Genomic DNA, 14,591 nt, shown 5'->3' with positions numbered 1-14,591 from the left:
TATTAGTAGCGACGAGGGAGGTGCCCGATGAAGTTCACGACGGTGTGGCCGGTGGTGCACGAGGAGCGACGGCTGCTGGTGGCCGACCTGGAGGGATTGACCGATGACCAATGGGTCACCCCGTCGCTGTGCCCGGCCTGGGACGTCCACGACGTGGTCGCGCACCTGGTGGACACCGCCAGGACGGGTCGGCTCGGGTTCGTCCGGGCACTGGTGGAGGCGCGGATGGACTTCGACAGGGCCAACGAGAACGGGATCGCCCGCGAGAAGCGGCCGGATCCGCGCGAGACGCTGGCGGCGCTCCGGGAGGCAGTCCAGCTGACGCTCTCCCCGCCGGTCAGTCTGGCGACGCGGCTCGTGGAGGCGATCGTGCACGGCGAGGACATCCGTCGGCCGCTGGGGATGGTCGGCCATTACCCGGATGACGCAATCTCGGAGGCGCTCGCCCACCAACTCCGCACCACCGTCTCCTTCGGCGGCGGCAAGGAGCGCGCGGCTGGGCTATGCCTCGTGGACCGGCGCAGCGGCGACGCCTGGGGTGACGGCGCCGTCGTGGAGGGCGAGGCCATCGATCTGCTGCTGGCAGTCTCGGGCAGGCGCGTCGAGTCGGAGCGGTTCAGCTGCGACGGCGCGGCGCGATTCGTGGCCACGCTCGCGGGGCAACTGTGAGCAGCGGAGGCGCGGGTGCGCTCAAGCAGGCTGACGAGGGACTGATGTCCCTCATCCACACCGAGCGGGCGGCACTGGCCGAGGACCTCGAGCACCTCGCCGAGGAGCAGTGGCGGCACACGACGCTCTGTGGCCGCTGGGACGTGGAGGAGGTGGTCGCCCACCTGGTGGCGGGCGCGAGCCTGAACCAGTGGCAGTGGCTGCGCAGCATCCTCGGGTCCCGCCTCCGGCCGGACGTGCACAACCAGCGCAGGCTCGAGGAGCAGCTCGGCGCGAGCCCCGCCGAGACCCTCGAGCGGTTCCGGGCCGTGATCCACAGCAGGACCCTGCCGTCGAACCATGTGGCGGCCTACCTCGGCGAGGTGGTGGTGCACGCCCAGGACATCCGACGGCCACTCGGACTTGAACGCGTCCCGGCCATCGAGGCGCTGACTCCCGTGGCGGAGTTCTTCGCCCGCAGGGATTTCACCGTCAACAGCCGCCGGTTGGCCTCCGGGCTGGCGCTACGGGCCGACGACGGGCCGTTCCGCGCGGGAGCCGGTGAGGCGGTGACGGGCTCGACTCTGGCGCTGGTGATGAGCCTCGCGGGCAGGTCGAGCTACTTCGACGAGCTGGCCGGGCCCGGCGTCGCGATCCTCCTCGAACGACACGCGGCAGCCGCCTAGCGGCCTGCTGGCCCACCGGCGAGCCGCAGCCTCACCTCATCCAGCGCCCTTCCCACGACCGTTCCATCCAATGTTGAGCGATGTTCTGCGAGCAGTTGGAGGAAGAGTTCCTTCGCCTTGCGTTCGTCCTCGTCGATCTGTGAGTCAAACCTGCCGTCCAACACGAACGAATCCGTCTCCGTGGACATGGCACCGAGCACGTCCAGGAAGATCTCCAGTTCGCGCGCCTGGTCCGCAAAGGCTCCGTCCTGGAAGGTCACGAACTCGATGCGCTCTCCCCACACGGCCCGGTGGCCCCGGCCGTCGCCGAGCACGAGCGCGGTCCCGAAGGTCGTGGACTCCTCACGGGAGGTGCCCACGTCATGCACGAGGTCGTGGAAGTGGTCGTCGGACAGCCCGAAGCCGACGAACAGGAGGTGCTTGGTCATCAGCATTGCCCGCGCCAGGGATGCGGCTGTGGCTGACTGTGACCTGAAGTCGATGTAGTCGGCACGAGTCAGCACGATGGACTTCGGCCTCGTCACACACCCGTGCATCTTCAGCAGCCAGCGATCGGAGTCTGCCAGGCCATCGAACGGGAGCACGGCGACGCTGCGGCCGGCATCGGCGGACGCCCGTTCGTACAGGTCGTCGTAATTCAGGGTCACTGCCTCATCACCCGGCAGTCCGGCCAACAGGAGCGGCGCGAGCCCATACCGCTCGGCGGAGGTATGTTCCCTGACTGACTTCCCGAACTCTTCTCGGTCTCGATCGCCACGCACCACTTGGGCTTGGTCGAGCGCAGAGAGCTTCTGGAACCAGCCCGAGGCGTCCTCTTCCGTGATCCGACCCTGGGAAAGCCCGACGAGCAGAGCGCGCCATGTGGGCAGCCCTGCCGATGCGGAGACGCCAGCACCCATGAACGGGACCAGCTTCCCGGCCCTGCTCTTGGCCGCCAGCTCATTCACCCGATCCCACTTGTCCTGGGCCACCGGAAGCTCGTCCAGCCATGCCCTCACGCGAAGCGACTGGGCCAGCGCGTGATCCACTCCTCGCCACACGCACACGACGACATCGACGCCTTCGCGCTCGGCAACCTCCCCGGCGACTCGCAGAATGCCGGCGATCACATCACCACGCGCAGCGTCGGCCCCACCGCCGGAGACTCCGAACACTGGGGTGGCGATGAGCCTGCGGGACCTGCCATTCGTCGCCTTCCAGGCGTCAGCGGACTTGGCGACAGAGGCCGCTTCTCCGAGTCCCGCCCGCAGCCGATCCTCGAGGCCCTCGAAGCCCTCGGCTCCCTCGAATGGCACCGCCGTGAGGACCGGCGTCGGCCCCGATGGATTGGGTGCGGCCACCGCAAAGCGGCCCTCATTCGTGAACTCGTCGGGCACACCGGAGAGCTTCAGGCGGGCCACCACGGCATCAATCGCTGGTGACCGCCATTTGTCGGTGATGGTGAGTTGTCTGTCGGTGGGCAGCAACCAGGCATCAACGTTGAGATTCCTGATGTCGCCACGTGCGACGAAGACGTGTCCGGTTCCCATGGCCGAACGCTATCGCTCTGGGCAGCGGCCGACTCAGGCGTAGGTGATCTCGATCAGGTGTGGCACGTAGACCTCGGAGTCAATGAACGTCATGTAGGTGACCCTGCCGCCGTCGCGGGCAACTCGGGATGCTCCTTGCCGGCGTTGAACAGGGACTTCTCGTTGGTCATCTCGGGCCGGTGGACCACTTCGGGTTGGCTCCAAGGCCCCCACATCTGCGGTGCGGTGCGGATCACGAGGATGTTGTCACGGCGGTAGGTGGTGAGCGAGACGTAGCAGCCGAGGTGGTCGTTCCAGGCGGCCGACATCTCGTTGGGGACGTCGTCGAACAGGCAGGCGGTGGGTGCCCAGGTCCGCGCCCACTCGGGTTTGACGTCAGGATCGGCGAGCGTGGGTGCGGCGACGAGGTACTCGTACGCCTCGAGGTCCTCGAGCCGGTCCGGGCGCACGCGAGCGAGGTACATCTCCCCGCTGGACTTCTCCTCCGGCTGGACCGAGCCCCACAGGTAGAGCCAGCCGTCGACCTCCTGGATGAAGACACCGAAGCCGGGCTCGTCACCCTTCCAGAACATGTGCGTGCCGTCCGGCGCGACGAGGCGCTCAAACTGGTAGTTCTCGTCTGCCCTCGCGATGCCCATGCCGTCGAGCTGGAAGGTCTCGAAGACGTCGAGCTTCTGGTCCATGGTGATGCGGTGGTAGTAGAGGTCGAGGTGGCCGCCCTGGTGGCTGCCGTGGATGGCCCACAAGCGTTGGGTGGACTTGTGCTCGGGTGGCACGAACCGGATCAGTTGTCGCGCCCGCCGACCGTCAGGCTCGGTGAGGTAGGTGAACTGCTTGATCCCTTCGGAGATGTCCTGCTTGGGCACGATGGCGCCGGTGTTGGAGAGCACCTCGGTCAGCGACAAGTACCGGACCGTCTCGAACGGGCCCTCGAGCGTGTCACCGAAGATCCAGAACGTCTCGTCGTTCGGCAGTTCGACGGAGGTGACCGCGTCCTGCCCGGAGATGTCGACGTCGTTGTCCAGGAACTGCACGCCCAGGTCTCGCACGGATGCGATCAGCGGGCTGTCTCGAAGTGCCATGCCCCAACGTAACAGGACGCACCCGCCGCGGTCGGTGGCGACGCGGGGGAGGCGCTCGCTCTCGTCAGAAGCGCCGGGCCAGGCGCCAGACGTTGCCGGCTGTGGTGGCGACGTGGCTGAGTTCGGTCAGCACCGCCCTTGCGATGGCCAGACCGCGCCCCGAGTCGCTCAGTTCGTCCGTGGCCCCCTCACCCCAGGGGATCTGCGCCGGCGGGGCGTCGTCGCTCACGGTCGCTCTGAGTGCGGACGGGTCCGCCGAAAGCTCGACGACGACGTGTGGCTGCGGCACGTCGGGGCCGTGCTGGATGACGTTGGTGACCACCTCGCTCACCGCGAGCATGAAGAAGTTGCGGTCCTCGTCACTCCCGACGGCAGCGCCCGCGAGGAGCGTCTCAAGGGCGTCCAGGACCTCGTCGAGCAGCGCGAGCGTGGCGCCGCCCTCGATCACCACCCGCTGGGATTCATCGTCCATCGAAGGCCGACTCGGGCGTCGGATGGTTGTGAAGCACCCGGTCCAGGTTGGTCAGGCGCAGGACGGACAGCACGTTGTCGGGAGCGGCGGCGATCTTCAGGTCGCCTCCGGCGACACGGGCCGCCTTGAGGGCGCTGATGAGGGCGCCGAGGCCCGAGGAGTCGATGAAGGTGCACCCGGCCAGGTCCACGACGATCCTGCACTTCCCCGCTGCGACGACGTCGCCGGCGGCCTGCCGTAGTTGGGGGGCGCCGGCGGCGGTGAAGCGGCCGGTGACGGCGACGACCGCGTAGCCGTCCCGGTGGTCGGTGGTCAGGTTCACTTGGGTCCTCCGATGGGGGTTGGGGGTTGGTAGCCGCGGTAGCGGGCGGCCTGGATGATGACGCTCAGCACCACCAGGTCGTAGAGCACCCACGCGGTGTTGACGGCGGTCCCGAGGCCGTCGCCGGTGCCGACGATGACCCGGCCCACGCCGATGACCAGCGCGACGACGAGCAGCACCATCGCGGTGAGTTGCGGCCAGATCTCGCGCCACGGGACGCCCGACTCGTCGCGGCCGTCCTTGCGGGTGACGGCGAAGCCGAGCGGGCGTTTGAGCACGACATTGGCGAATGCGGTCCAGCACGCCTTGATCCACACCGGGAACATGGCCAGCGAGTACTGCTGACCGCGCCACGTCTTCGCGCCGCGGGCGACCACCAGGAAGAGGACTTGGTTGATCACGAACGCCGGCACCCAGCGGGCGAAGAAGTCGACGCTCCACGCGGTCACCGGAAGGACGCCGAAGACGAGGTAGATGAACGGCGCGGCGAGGTAGACGATGGCGGCGAACCCGGACAGGTAGCTCCACATGGTCGCGAAGTACATGAGCCGCTGCCCCACGGACAGGCCCGCCTTCACGAGCGGGTTGTCGCGGAGCAGGACCTGCAGCGTCCCCTGCGCCCAGCGGAGGCGTTGGGTGAGCATGGTGCGGAGGTCCTCGGGGGCGAGGCCGGTGGCGAGCACCTCGTGGTGGTAGACACTGCGCCAGCCCAGCGAGTGGAGTTGCATGGCGGTGGCCATGTCCTCGGTGACGGAGATGGTCGCCAATGGCAGGACGGGCTGGGCCTCGTCGGCGCGATCTATGCGCAGCGCCTCCAGGAGCTGGCCGACGGCGTGGATGGAGCTCACGGGCGAGAGGTCTGCGTCGGCAAGGTGTTGGAGCCCGGCCTCGTCGATGACGATGGCGTCGAGCTCTGCATCGCGCTCGACGGGAAGGTGACCGATGGCTGCCAGATCGGCGGTGATGGCGGCGATGTCGCGGTTGGAGACCCGGCGCGAGGCGGCGTCGACGCGTTCGCTCAGCTCCCACGTGACCTCGGCGAGCGGTTCTCCGGCTGTGATGCGTCGACGGGCGGCGGCGACGGCCTGCCGCAGGCCGGTGAGCTCTTCGCGGAGTTGGGGGTCCTCGAGGCCGCGGGTCTCCTTGGCCAGGACCTTCTCGGAGGCGCGCAGGACCTTCTTCGTCGACTCCTCGACGTTGCGGACGTAGCCGACGATGCCGAGTTGCATGAGCGCCTCGCGGCGCAGGACTGCGTTGGAGCCGCAGAAGAAGGCGGCGTTCCAGCCGTCCTTGCCCTGCTGGATGGGTCCGTAGAAGAGGGGTGCCTGGCTTCCGAGGGGGTCGGCGGCATCGACGTTGCCGAACCACTGGGGCGTCTGGACGAGCGCCACCTCGGGGTCGTCGGCGAAGTAGCCGAGGGTGCGGTGGAGGATGAGCGGGTCGGGCACCTGGTCGGTGTCGAGGATGAGGAGGAACTCGCCGTCGGTCTGGAAGAGGGCACCGTTGAGGTTGCCGGCCTTGGCGTGGCGGGGTTTGCCGACCCAGTCGGCCGAGCGGGTGATGTACCCGAGGCCGGCCGCGCGGGCCCGCTCCTCCAGCTCGGGTCGGGCGCCGTCGTCGAGGATCCAGGTGGTGTGTGGATAGGCGATCCGCTCGGCGGCGCGGGCGGTGTCCATGACCATTTCGATGGGCTCGTTGTAGGTGGTGATCAGTACGTCGACGGTGCCCTGCGGCGGCGACTTCGGACCGGGACGGTCCTTGGCGCGCCACATCGTCATGGCGAAGAGGATGGTGTCCACGAGGCTGTAGGTCTCGGCGAGGACGAGCGGGACGGCGATCCACCAGGCCTCCCAGTTGACCGAGTCCAGCCACCGCCACACGACGTAGTTGGTGCCGGCGAGCACCGTGAGGACGGCGAGGACGCGGATCACGACGAAGCGCATGTCAGGGGTTTCTCTCGACGACGATGACGGTGGTGTCATCGGTGGCGGCGCTGCCTCGCGCCAGGCGCATGGCTTCCTCCACCGCTCCCTTCGCACCGCGTTCGCGCAGCACGCGGGCCACGTGGCCGTAGGGATCACCGAGCTCGAGGACGTCGAGCAGGCCGTCGCTGCAGCTGATGAACTTGTCGCCGGGGTGCAGGCGTGTGCGGGTCACCTCGCGCTCGCCCACCAGGGACGACCCCATGCCCAGCGGGAGGCCGGTGGAACGCAGCTCTTCCCAGGAGCCGTCAGCGCGCAGGACGTAGTTGAGGCCGTGGCCGGCGTCCACGAGCTCTACCGCGCCCGTGGCCGTGTCGACGTCGGCGTGCACAGCTGTGACGAACATCGAGGTGCACTCCTGCGCAGACTCAAGCAGGGCGTCGGCCTCTTCGACTGCGCGCAGCACGCTGCGCTCGGGTGCCGTGCGCAGGGATGCCCGCAGGAACACGGCGGCCATCGCCGGACCGAGGCCCTTGCCCATGGCGTCGGCGAGGGTGATCCGCAGCACGGAGTCCCGCAGGGTGAAGTCGAACATGTCGCCCGAGACACGGCCACTGGGAGTCGTGCCGGCCGCGAGCGTGTAGCCGTCGATGACCGGAAGCTCCTGGGGGCGCAGCGACTGTTCCACGACGGCGGCGTGGTCCAGTTCCACGTCGCGGGCGAGCTCGCACTCTACCCACGACGCCAGATCGCGCAACATCGCGAGTTGCTTGTCGCTGAAGGGGCGGGGCGCGGTGTCGACGATGCACAACGTGCCGACCGGCTCGCCGCCCGGGGCATGCAGGGGGTGGCCCGCGTAGAACCGCAGGCGCGGGTCACCGATGACGAACGGGTTGGCGGCGAACTCCTCAGAATCCAGGGCGTCCTCGATGACGACGCTGGCATCCTGGCCCACCGTGTAGTCACAGAAGGAGTCCTTCCGCGGTGCTTCCGAGCCGCCCAGCCCGATCTGGGACTTGCGCCACTGCCGGTCCCGGTCCAGGAGCGAAACGCTCACCATCGGTACGTCGAAGATCTCCTGCGCCAGACGGGTCACGCGGTCCACGCGCTCGTCGGGCGGAGTGTCGAGGACCTGCATCGCGTCCAGTGCTGCCTGCCGTCGCTGCTCGTCGATCACGGAACTCCTTGTCAGTCGTGACCATCGTAGGAGGACATGGTCTCGCTTCGGGGTCTGCCAGAAGAAATTCGCAGCTGCCGTCGGCTTCCGGGGCCGCTCGAGAGGTAGCCTGAATCACCTGATCCTGCCGGAGGCAACCATGGGCAAACTGATCTACGCAGCCAACATGTCACTGGATGGCTACCTCGAGGACGAGGCCGGCGCCTTCGACTGGTCCGTGCCCGACGACAACGTGCACGAATTCTGGAACGAGCACGAACGCCACATCGGCACCTCGCTCTACGGCCGCCGCATGTACGAGACGATGCGCGTCTGGGAGGAGGACGACTGGCTGCAGGACGAACCGGCGGTCGTCCGCGAGTACGCCGAGATCTGGCGGGCCGCGGACAAGGTCGTCTACTCCTCGTCGCTCCAGGAGGTGTCGACGGCGCGCACGCGGATCGAGCGACGGTTCAACCCCGACGCGGTGCGGCAACTCAAGGAGACTTCCGACTCGGACCTGAGCATCGGTGGCGCCACCATCGGCGCCGAGGCGTTCCGCCACGGGCTGGTGGACGAGTGCGTGCTGGTCCTGTGTCCGGTGATCGTCGGCGGTGGCAAACCGGCGCTTCCCCGCGGCCTGCGCCTCGACCTCGAACTTCTCGAGAGCCGACGATTCCGCAACGGTGTGGTCTACGTGCGCCACGCGGTACGAAGCGGTGCCTGACAGGGAATCCAGCAACCTCAGGACGTCGTTGCCAGACCCCCTCAATGGCACGTCGTGAGTCCCACATACACTTGAAGAATGCTCGATTCGCCCGCACCGTCAGCCTCGACGCCCGACGGGCTGAAGTCGCTCAACCCAGAGCTGCTGGACTTCGCAAGCAAGGTCCGCGCCGACGCGGAACGCCTCCTGATGGAGCACCAGTTCGCCGTGGAGGAAGTGCTCACCAAGGTCAACATCCTGCGTGAGGAGTTCAAGCGCCTGCACCGCTACAACCCCATCGAGCACGTGGGCTCCCGGGTCAAGACCATGCCGAGCATCCTCGAGAAGGTGGTCCGTGTGGGGTGCGAGCCCACAATCTCGTGCATCCGCGAGCACATCCGAGACATCGCGGGCATCCGCATCACCTGCAGCTTCATTGCCGACACCTACCAGATGCTCGATGCGCTGACGTCGCAGGACGACGTTCGGGTGCTCGAGGTCGAGGACTACATCAAGAACCCCAAGCCCAACGGCTACAAGTCGCTGCACGCCATCGTGGAGATCCCGGTCTTCCTCTCCACCGGGCCGGTGCTCGTGAACGTCGAGGTGCAGATCCGTACCATCGCCATGGACTTCTGGGCCAGCCTCGAACACAAGATCTTCTACAAGTACAAGGGCGACGTCCCGCCCCACCTGGTGGAGGACCTCCGCGACGCAGCAGCAACAGCTGCCGACCTCGACTCCCGCATGGAACGGCTGCACTCGGAGATCCACGGCGCCCAGCACCACGACAACACCACCGGAGAACTGGACGCCGACACCATGCTGCAGATCTCCAAGCTGTTCCTGCGCTCCGGCGAGGACGCCGTAGGCTGATCCTGCCCGAGCAGGCGGAGTTGCCTTCGCAGCGCGGCACTGCCACGGCCGTAACCGGACACTCCTCCTCCGGGGCCACGACCTTCCCTGACCCAGGCACACGTCGCTGCAACCGAGGACTGCAACTGCCAAGCTCGCGGCTACCCGTCTAATTGCACCTTGCGACCGAAAGTTATCGAAAAGGTTTGCGGTCGGCGTCTGACGCCGGTTAAGTTGGGGCTCCAACCGCCAAGGCTGTCGGAGACACCAATGCAGAGAAACGCCAGAACCCGAAGCACGCGTCGGGCCGTTGCGGCCGTCGGGGCCATCGCGCTCCTCAGTCCGTTGCTGGGGACCCCGGTGGCACAGGCCGACAACACGCTGATCGGATACCCGACGTTCACGGGCAGCGAGAACCCCATCCCGGACCTGGGCGCGCAGCATGTGACGCTGAACCAGCTCCAGGCCATCTTCGACGCCGACGTCGCGGCAGGCGCGGGCAGCAGCCCGGCAGCAGACTTCTGGATGGACGAGATGCTGGCCCGCACCGGCACGGCCGGCAGCTCGGGGGACAACAACCAGTGGCTGTTCTCCAGGGGTCGCGCCGCATTCATGAAGACCCACGATCCGGCCGTCCTCGGCTTCGGCGGTGACCTGGCCTACTGGGAATCCATCAGCGGCCAGGCCGCGTACGCCATCACTGCCCTCGTCGAGGGTGAGGAGCTCCAACTCACCGAGGACACCCAGCAGCGCAAGCAGACGCCCAGCTACTGGCGCAGTGTCCACAGCAACAACGACTCCGGGATCACGGTCACGCAGACGAAGTTCATCACCAATGCCAACGTGCTCGTCACCACGCTCGACGTCACGGGCACGGCGGCCACCGAGGTCACCCTCCGCGTCACCTCGCCCCACGCCACCACCGCCGTCGGCGACGAGCTGACCGGCACGGTCCGCGCGTTCAACGACGTCACGCTGGTGCACCCGCGCCTCTCGGCGGACGGCTTCACCGCCGTCGACGGCGGGCTGGAGCGCACCCTCACTGTCGGCGCCGAGTCCCAGCAGGTCAAGGTCCAGCTGGGCCTTGTGACCGACGAGATCGAGGACTCCCGCACCGAGTACGACGCCATCCGTGCCAAGTCCGGCGCCGCCGCCTACACGGACCACGTCACCGCATACAACCAGTGGTGGGCGGACAACATCCCGTTCATCGACACGCCCGAGGACAACATCGACAAGACGTTGTTCTACCGCTGGTGGCTGCTGCGCTTCAACTACCTCGACGCTGACATGCCCGGCAACACCTACCAGTTCCCCACGGCGATGGAGGGCGTCTTCGGCTACAACAACGCCATCGACCTCACCGTCGGCATGTTCATCGACGACCTGAAGTATCTGCGAGATCCCAGCTACAGCTTCGGCGGCTGGCTGTCTGCCGGTGAGGTGGCCAAGGGCAGCCGGTTCGTCGACAATCCCGGTGACCCGGCCAACTGGAACGCCAGCCACACCCAGTACATCTCCGAGGCGGCCTGGCGCTCCTACCAGGTCCACGGCGGCCCGCAGGGGGTCGTCGCGAACCTGGCCGGCTACGCGGCCGGCGACGCCAAGGGCCAACTGGAGTCCTACGACTCCAACGGCAACGGCGTGCTGGAGACCAACTGGAACGCCTGGACCGGCAACGACGCCGACGCCGTCTCCTTCGACTACTACGGCCGCACCAACGAGCGTGCCGAATCGGCCTACGTCTACAGCGGTGCCCAGGTGGCCTCCGAGGCCTACAACCTGTTGGGCGAGACGGAGAAGGCCGCCGAGATGGACGCCGTGGCGGACAAGGTGAAGACGGGCATCCTGACCGACCTGTGGGATCCCGAGGACCACCTGTTCAAGCACCGCGACCTACAGACCGGAGACCTCATCCCCTGGAAGGAGATCAACAACTACTACCCGTTCTCGGTCGGGTTGGTGCCCCAGGAGGGCGACGCCGACTACGACGATGACTACGTGGACGCCCTGCGCCTCTACGCAGACGCCGCCGAGTACCCGATCTTCCCGTTCGCCACGGCCAACCAGCACGACAAGGCGCTCGCCGCCGCGGAGGGTCACCCGGGCACCAACAACTTCTCCATCATCAACTCGACGGTGACGTTCCGCCTGGTCTCCCGCGCGCTGCGCGACTACCCCAGCGAGGCCTTCGACGCCGAGTGGTACAAGAAGCTCCTGTACTGGAACGCCTGGAGCCACTACATGAACGACGGTGACAACCGCCTCCCCGACGCCAACGAGTTCTGGGCAGACGGCCAGACGGACCCGCAGGAGATCGGCTACCGCTCCTGGATCCACCACACCATCCTGGGATCCACGAACTTCACCATGATCGAGGACGTCGTGGGCCTGCGCCCGCGCACCGACGCGAAGATCGAGCTCTACCCCATCGACGTCAACTGGTCACACTTCGCCGCCGTGGACCTGCCATACCGCGGCAAGACCCTCAGCATCTACTGGGACGAGCCCGGCGACGGCGAGCGCCCCTACGGTGAGGTCGTTCCCGAGGGCTACTCAGCCTTCCTCGACGGCGAGCTCGCGTTCACCGTCGACTCCCTGACGCACCTCGTCTACGACCCGGCCACCGGTGAGGTCAGCTTCGCCGAGGACATCGTCAACGACGTCGAGTCCCCCACCGTGGTCGAGGCCCAAGTCGCCGACCTGGACGCCGCCATCGACGTCGCCTACGACGACGACGCCCGCGTGGTGGACCTGCTGGCCAAGGCCGGCCGGGACGTCTCTTCGGACGCGACGCCGAATCTGGCGGAGGGTGCAGCCGTGCAGGCCTCGTTCAGCGCGCAGAACCGCCCCGCCTCGGCGGCCGTGAACGGCTCCACCGTCAACGAACCCTTCTGGGGGACCGTGGGCTCCACCAACGCCTCCGACTGGCTCGAGGTGGACCTGGGCGAGGAGCAGGCCGTGGACACGGTCCGCGTCTACTTCTACGACACCACCTCACGCAGCACCGCGGCCGGCTACCAGGAGCCGGCGATGTACAGCGTCGAGTACCTCTCGGGTGACCAGTGGCTGCCGGTGCCGTCGCAGGCCAAGTTCCCGGCCTCGCCGCGCGCCAACCTCAACGAGGTGCGCTTCCCCAGCATCACCACCTCCAAGCTGCGCCTGGTTGCCACCCACGCCGCGGGTGCCCGCACGGGCATCAAGGAACTGCAGGCCTACGGCACCGGGAGTGCGGCGCCGTCGGTGACCAACGAGGCCCCCACGGTCACCGCGTTCGTCGACCCCACCCAGCTGAGCGCCAACCTCGCGCAGCTCACCGGGATCGTTAAGGACGACGGGCTGCCCGGGGGCGAGCTGACGAGCACGTGGAGCGTCGTCTCCGCCCCCGACGGTGCCGCCACCATCATCAGTGACCCGTCCAACCCCAACGCGTCCGTGCGGTTCAACGCCTCCGGCGAATACACGCTCCGGCTCACGGCCTCCGACGGCGCCGCCGAGACCTCGGCGGACGTCACCTTCACCGGCCAGGCCAGCGACGACGGCGTCGACGTCGGCCCGCTGGGCACGCCTTCTGCCTCCTACACCGCCGGCTGGAACCGCGTCGCCGCCATCAACGACGGCGTGGCGTTCAACTCCGACGGCAACCAGGAGAACCTGTGGGGCACCTGGTCCGGGGACCGTCCCGCAAGCCAGTGGCTGCAGTACACGTGGCCGTCCCCGGTGCGGATCAACGGCTCCGAGATCACGTTCTGGACCGACGCGGCGGCAGGCACCGGCGACAACGTCGCCGTCCCGGAGTCGTGGAAGCTGCAGTACCTGGTCGACGACGAGTGGGTCGACGTCCCCAACCCGTCGGGGTACGGGACCGAGCGGACCGGTTCGAACGTGACCTCCTTCGACACCATCCAGACCACCGCGTTGCGCGCCACCTTCAACGCCTACCCAGGCCGGGGCTCCTTCTCCGGCGTGGGCGTGAGCGAGTGGGACGTGCTCGCCGTGGCGCCGACGTCGGTGGAGAGCCCGCACGTGCGCACCCTCGTGGGTGAGCTGCCCGAGCTTCCCGAGCAGGTGGCCGCCACCTACTCCGACGGTGGGGCCGCGATGTTGCCGGTGACGTGGGAGCCGGTGGCCGAATCGAGCATCGCGCAGGAGGGCAGCTTCACGGTCAACGGCATCGTGGAGGGCACCTCACAGCTGTCGACGGCCACCGTCTGGGTCCGTTCCGGCAGCGCCGTGACGGTGAACCAGGTGGATCCGGTGGAGGTCACCACCGCCGTCGGGGTGGCACCGCCGCTGCCGGCCAACGTCGTCGTCCTCTACAACGACGGCTCCCGCGAGAGCCTGCCGGTGACCTGGGACGACGTCGACCCCGCCAGCTACGCCACGGACGCCACCTTCGAGGTGGACGGCGTGGTGGATACTCAGCACCCGGGCATCAAGGCGGCTGTGGCCACCGTGGTGGTGGGCGACGGCGGAGGCGGGCCGACCGAGGAACCGACTGAGGAACCAACGGAGGAGCCGACCGAGGAACCCACCGAGGAGCCGACGGAAGAGCCCACCGAGGAACCCACTTCCGGACCCACGGGCGAGCCCACTAGCACCCCGACGACCGGGCCGACGACGAAGCCCTCGCCAACTTCGACCACTTCCCCGAAGCCGGGTGACCTGTACACGACGCCCGGGTTCCACAACGTCAACGGGCGCTGGTGGTACACGCAGTGCAAGCCGTACTCGCAGACCACCAGGTGCCGCACGGAGATCTGGGGCACGACCGTCGGCATGGCGAACGGACAGTTCGTCCAGCAGACCGGGTGGCAGTTCAACAACCTCACCTACCTGCCCCACATGACCCGCCAGCAGTGGGCAGACAACCCGCTGGGGCATGCGGGCCAGTGGACGGCAGCTGACGGCCGGCTGTGGAAGACCGAGTGCGACACAGCAGCCACGGGCCGCAGCGGATGCCGCTCGTACGCCTGGGTGAAATTCATCGCCTCGGACAAGCAGCCGGACGGCTCCTACGCCCACCGGGCAACGGAGGGCTGGGTGTTCAACAACATCGTCCGCTTCCGGACGAACTGACCCAATCCAACCTTGCGGCCCCCACCATCCGGCGGGGGCCGCTTGGTGCCGTGCGCTTCGTACCCTCGCACACCGCGGCATGAGAGTGCGCTTCCCATGCCCACCAAGTCACGGCAGCAAGTCCCAGTACTGCT

General features: G+C 67.8%; 11 protein-coding genes. 5 read left to right on the top strand and 6 right to left on the bottom strand.

The window, feature by feature from the left end:
- Positions 1–27: 27 nt before the first annotated feature.
- The gene (locus tag ACYU7G_RS09935; protein WP_461107336.1) at positions 28–669 is read left to right on the top strand and encodes a maleylpyruvate isomerase family mycothiol-dependent enzyme; all 642 of its coding nucleotides are present in this window, start codon (positions 28–30) and stop codon (positions 667–669) included.
- Complete coding sequence (locus tag ACYU7G_RS09930; RefSeq protein ID WP_461107334.1) at positions 666–1,334, top strand: maleylpyruvate isomerase family mycothiol-dependent enzyme; 669 nt, start codon at positions 666–668, stop codon at positions 1,332–1,334. Before ACYU7G_RS09935 ends, ACYU7G_RS09930 begins: the two co-directional genes overlap by 4 nt.
- Here the strand turns inward: ACYU7G_RS09930 and ACYU7G_RS09925 are convergent.
- The 6 genes from ACYU7G_RS09925 to ACYU7G_RS09900 all read right to left on the bottom strand — a co-directional run bounded on the left by ACYU7G_RS09925 (position 1,331) and on the right by ACYU7G_RS09900 (position 7,838).
- A complete protein-coding gene (locus tag ACYU7G_RS09925) occupies positions 1,331–2,863 on the bottom strand; it encodes an SIR2 family NAD-dependent protein deacylase (protein ID WP_461107332.1) in 1,533 nt (510 codons plus the stop codon). The genes ACYU7G_RS09930 and ACYU7G_RS09925 overlap by 4 nt on opposite strands.
- An 89-nt stretch (positions 2,864–2,952) precedes the next feature.
- On the bottom strand, positions 2,953–3,945 hold the full coding sequence (locus tag ACYU7G_RS09920) for a DUF4185 domain-containing protein (protein WP_461107330.1): 993 nt from the start codon (positions 3,943–3,945) through the stop codon (positions 2,953–2,955).
- A 64-nt stretch (positions 3,946–4,009) separates the two neighbouring features.
- On the bottom strand, positions 4,010–4,417 hold the full coding sequence (locus ACYU7G_RS09915) for an ATP-binding protein (RefSeq protein ID WP_461107328.1): 408 nt from the start codon (positions 4,415–4,417) through the stop codon (positions 4,010–4,012).
- Positions 4,407–4,739 (bottom strand): STAS domain-containing protein, encoded by a 333-nt coding sequence (locus ACYU7G_RS09910; RefSeq protein WP_461107326.1) that lies wholly within the window; start codon positions 4,737–4,739, stop codon positions 4,407–4,409. Before ACYU7G_RS09910 ends, ACYU7G_RS09915 begins: the two co-directional genes overlap by 11 nt.
- Positions 4,736–6,682 (bottom strand): glycosyltransferase family 2 protein, encoded by a 1,947-nt coding sequence (locus tag ACYU7G_RS09905; protein WP_461107324.1) that lies wholly within the window; start codon positions 6,680–6,682, stop codon positions 4,736–4,738. The genes ACYU7G_RS09910 and ACYU7G_RS09905 overlap by 4 nt, the downstream gene beginning before the upstream one ends.
- Before the next feature lies 1 nt (position 6,683).
- Positions 6,684–7,838: a PP2C family protein-serine/threonine phosphatase gene (locus ACYU7G_RS09900; protein WP_461107322.1), complete on the bottom strand. Its 1,155-nt coding sequence runs from the start codon at positions 7,836–7,838 to the stop codon at positions 6,684–6,686.
- Positions 7,839–7,977: 139 nt separating this feature from the next.
- Here ACYU7G_RS09900 and ACYU7G_RS09895 point away from each other — a divergent pair, with 139 nt between their 5' ends.
- The 3 genes from ACYU7G_RS09895 to ACYU7G_RS09885 all read left to right on the top strand — a co-directional run bounded on the left by ACYU7G_RS09895 (position 7,978) and on the right by ACYU7G_RS09885 (position 14,457).
- Positions 7,978–8,544 carry a dihydrofolate reductase family protein gene (locus ACYU7G_RS09895; RefSeq protein WP_461107320.1) on the top strand — a complete coding sequence of 189 codons (567 nt, stop codon included), beginning with the start codon at positions 7,978–7,980 and terminating at the stop codon, positions 8,542–8,544.
- Between the two features lie 78 nt (positions 8,545–8,622).
- The gene (locus tag ACYU7G_RS09890) at positions 8,623–9,399 is read left to right on the top strand and encodes a GTP pyrophosphokinase (RefSeq protein ID WP_461107318.1); all 777 of its coding nucleotides are present in this window, start codon (positions 8,623–8,625) and stop codon (positions 9,397–9,399) included.
- Between the two features lie 249 nt (positions 9,400–9,648).
- Positions 9,649–14,457, top strand: a complete 4,809-nt coding sequence (locus ACYU7G_RS09885; protein ID WP_461107316.1) for an Ig-like domain-containing protein — start codon at positions 9,649–9,651, stop codon at positions 14,455–14,457.
- Positions 14,458–14,591 lie beyond the last annotated feature (134 nt).

Source organism: Tessaracoccus terricola (genome assembly GCF_054776555.1).
Note: the sequence above shows the minus strand (reverse complement) of the source record. Positions and strands in the feature narration are given on the sequence as shown.

Excerpts from the sequence above, each read along its gene's own strand:
- ACYU7G_RS09935 (WP_461107336.1), top strand. The coding sequence starts at position 28 with ATGAAGTTCACGACGGTGTGGCCGGTGGTGCACGAGGAGCGACGGCTG.
- ACYU7G_RS09925 (WP_461107332.1), bottom strand. The coding sequence starts at position 2,863 with ATGGGAACCGGACACGTCTTCGTCGCACGTGGCGACATCAGGAATCTC.
- ACYU7G_RS09920 (WP_461107330.1), bottom strand. The coding sequence starts at position 3,945 with ATGGCACTTCGAGACAGCCCGCTGATCGCATCCGTGCGAGACCTGGGC.
- ACYU7G_RS09915 (WP_461107328.1), bottom strand. The coding sequence starts at position 4,417 with ATGGACGATGAATCCCAGCGGGTGGTGATCGAGGGCGGCGCCACGCTC.
- ACYU7G_RS09905 (WP_461107324.1), bottom strand. The coding sequence starts at position 6,682 with ATGCGCTTCGTCGTGATCCGCGTCCTCGCCGTCCTCACGGTGCTCGCC.
- ACYU7G_RS09895 (WP_461107320.1), top strand. The coding sequence starts at position 7,978 with ATGGGCAAACTGATCTACGCAGCCAACATGTCACTGGATGGCTACCTC.
- ACYU7G_RS09890 (WP_461107318.1), top strand. The coding sequence starts at position 8,623 with ATGCTCGATTCGCCCGCACCGTCAGCCTCGACGCCCGACGGGCTGAAG.
- ACYU7G_RS09885 (WP_461107316.1), top strand. The coding sequence starts at position 9,649 with ATGCAGAGAAACGCCAGAACCCGAAGCACGCGTCGGGCCGTTGCGGCC.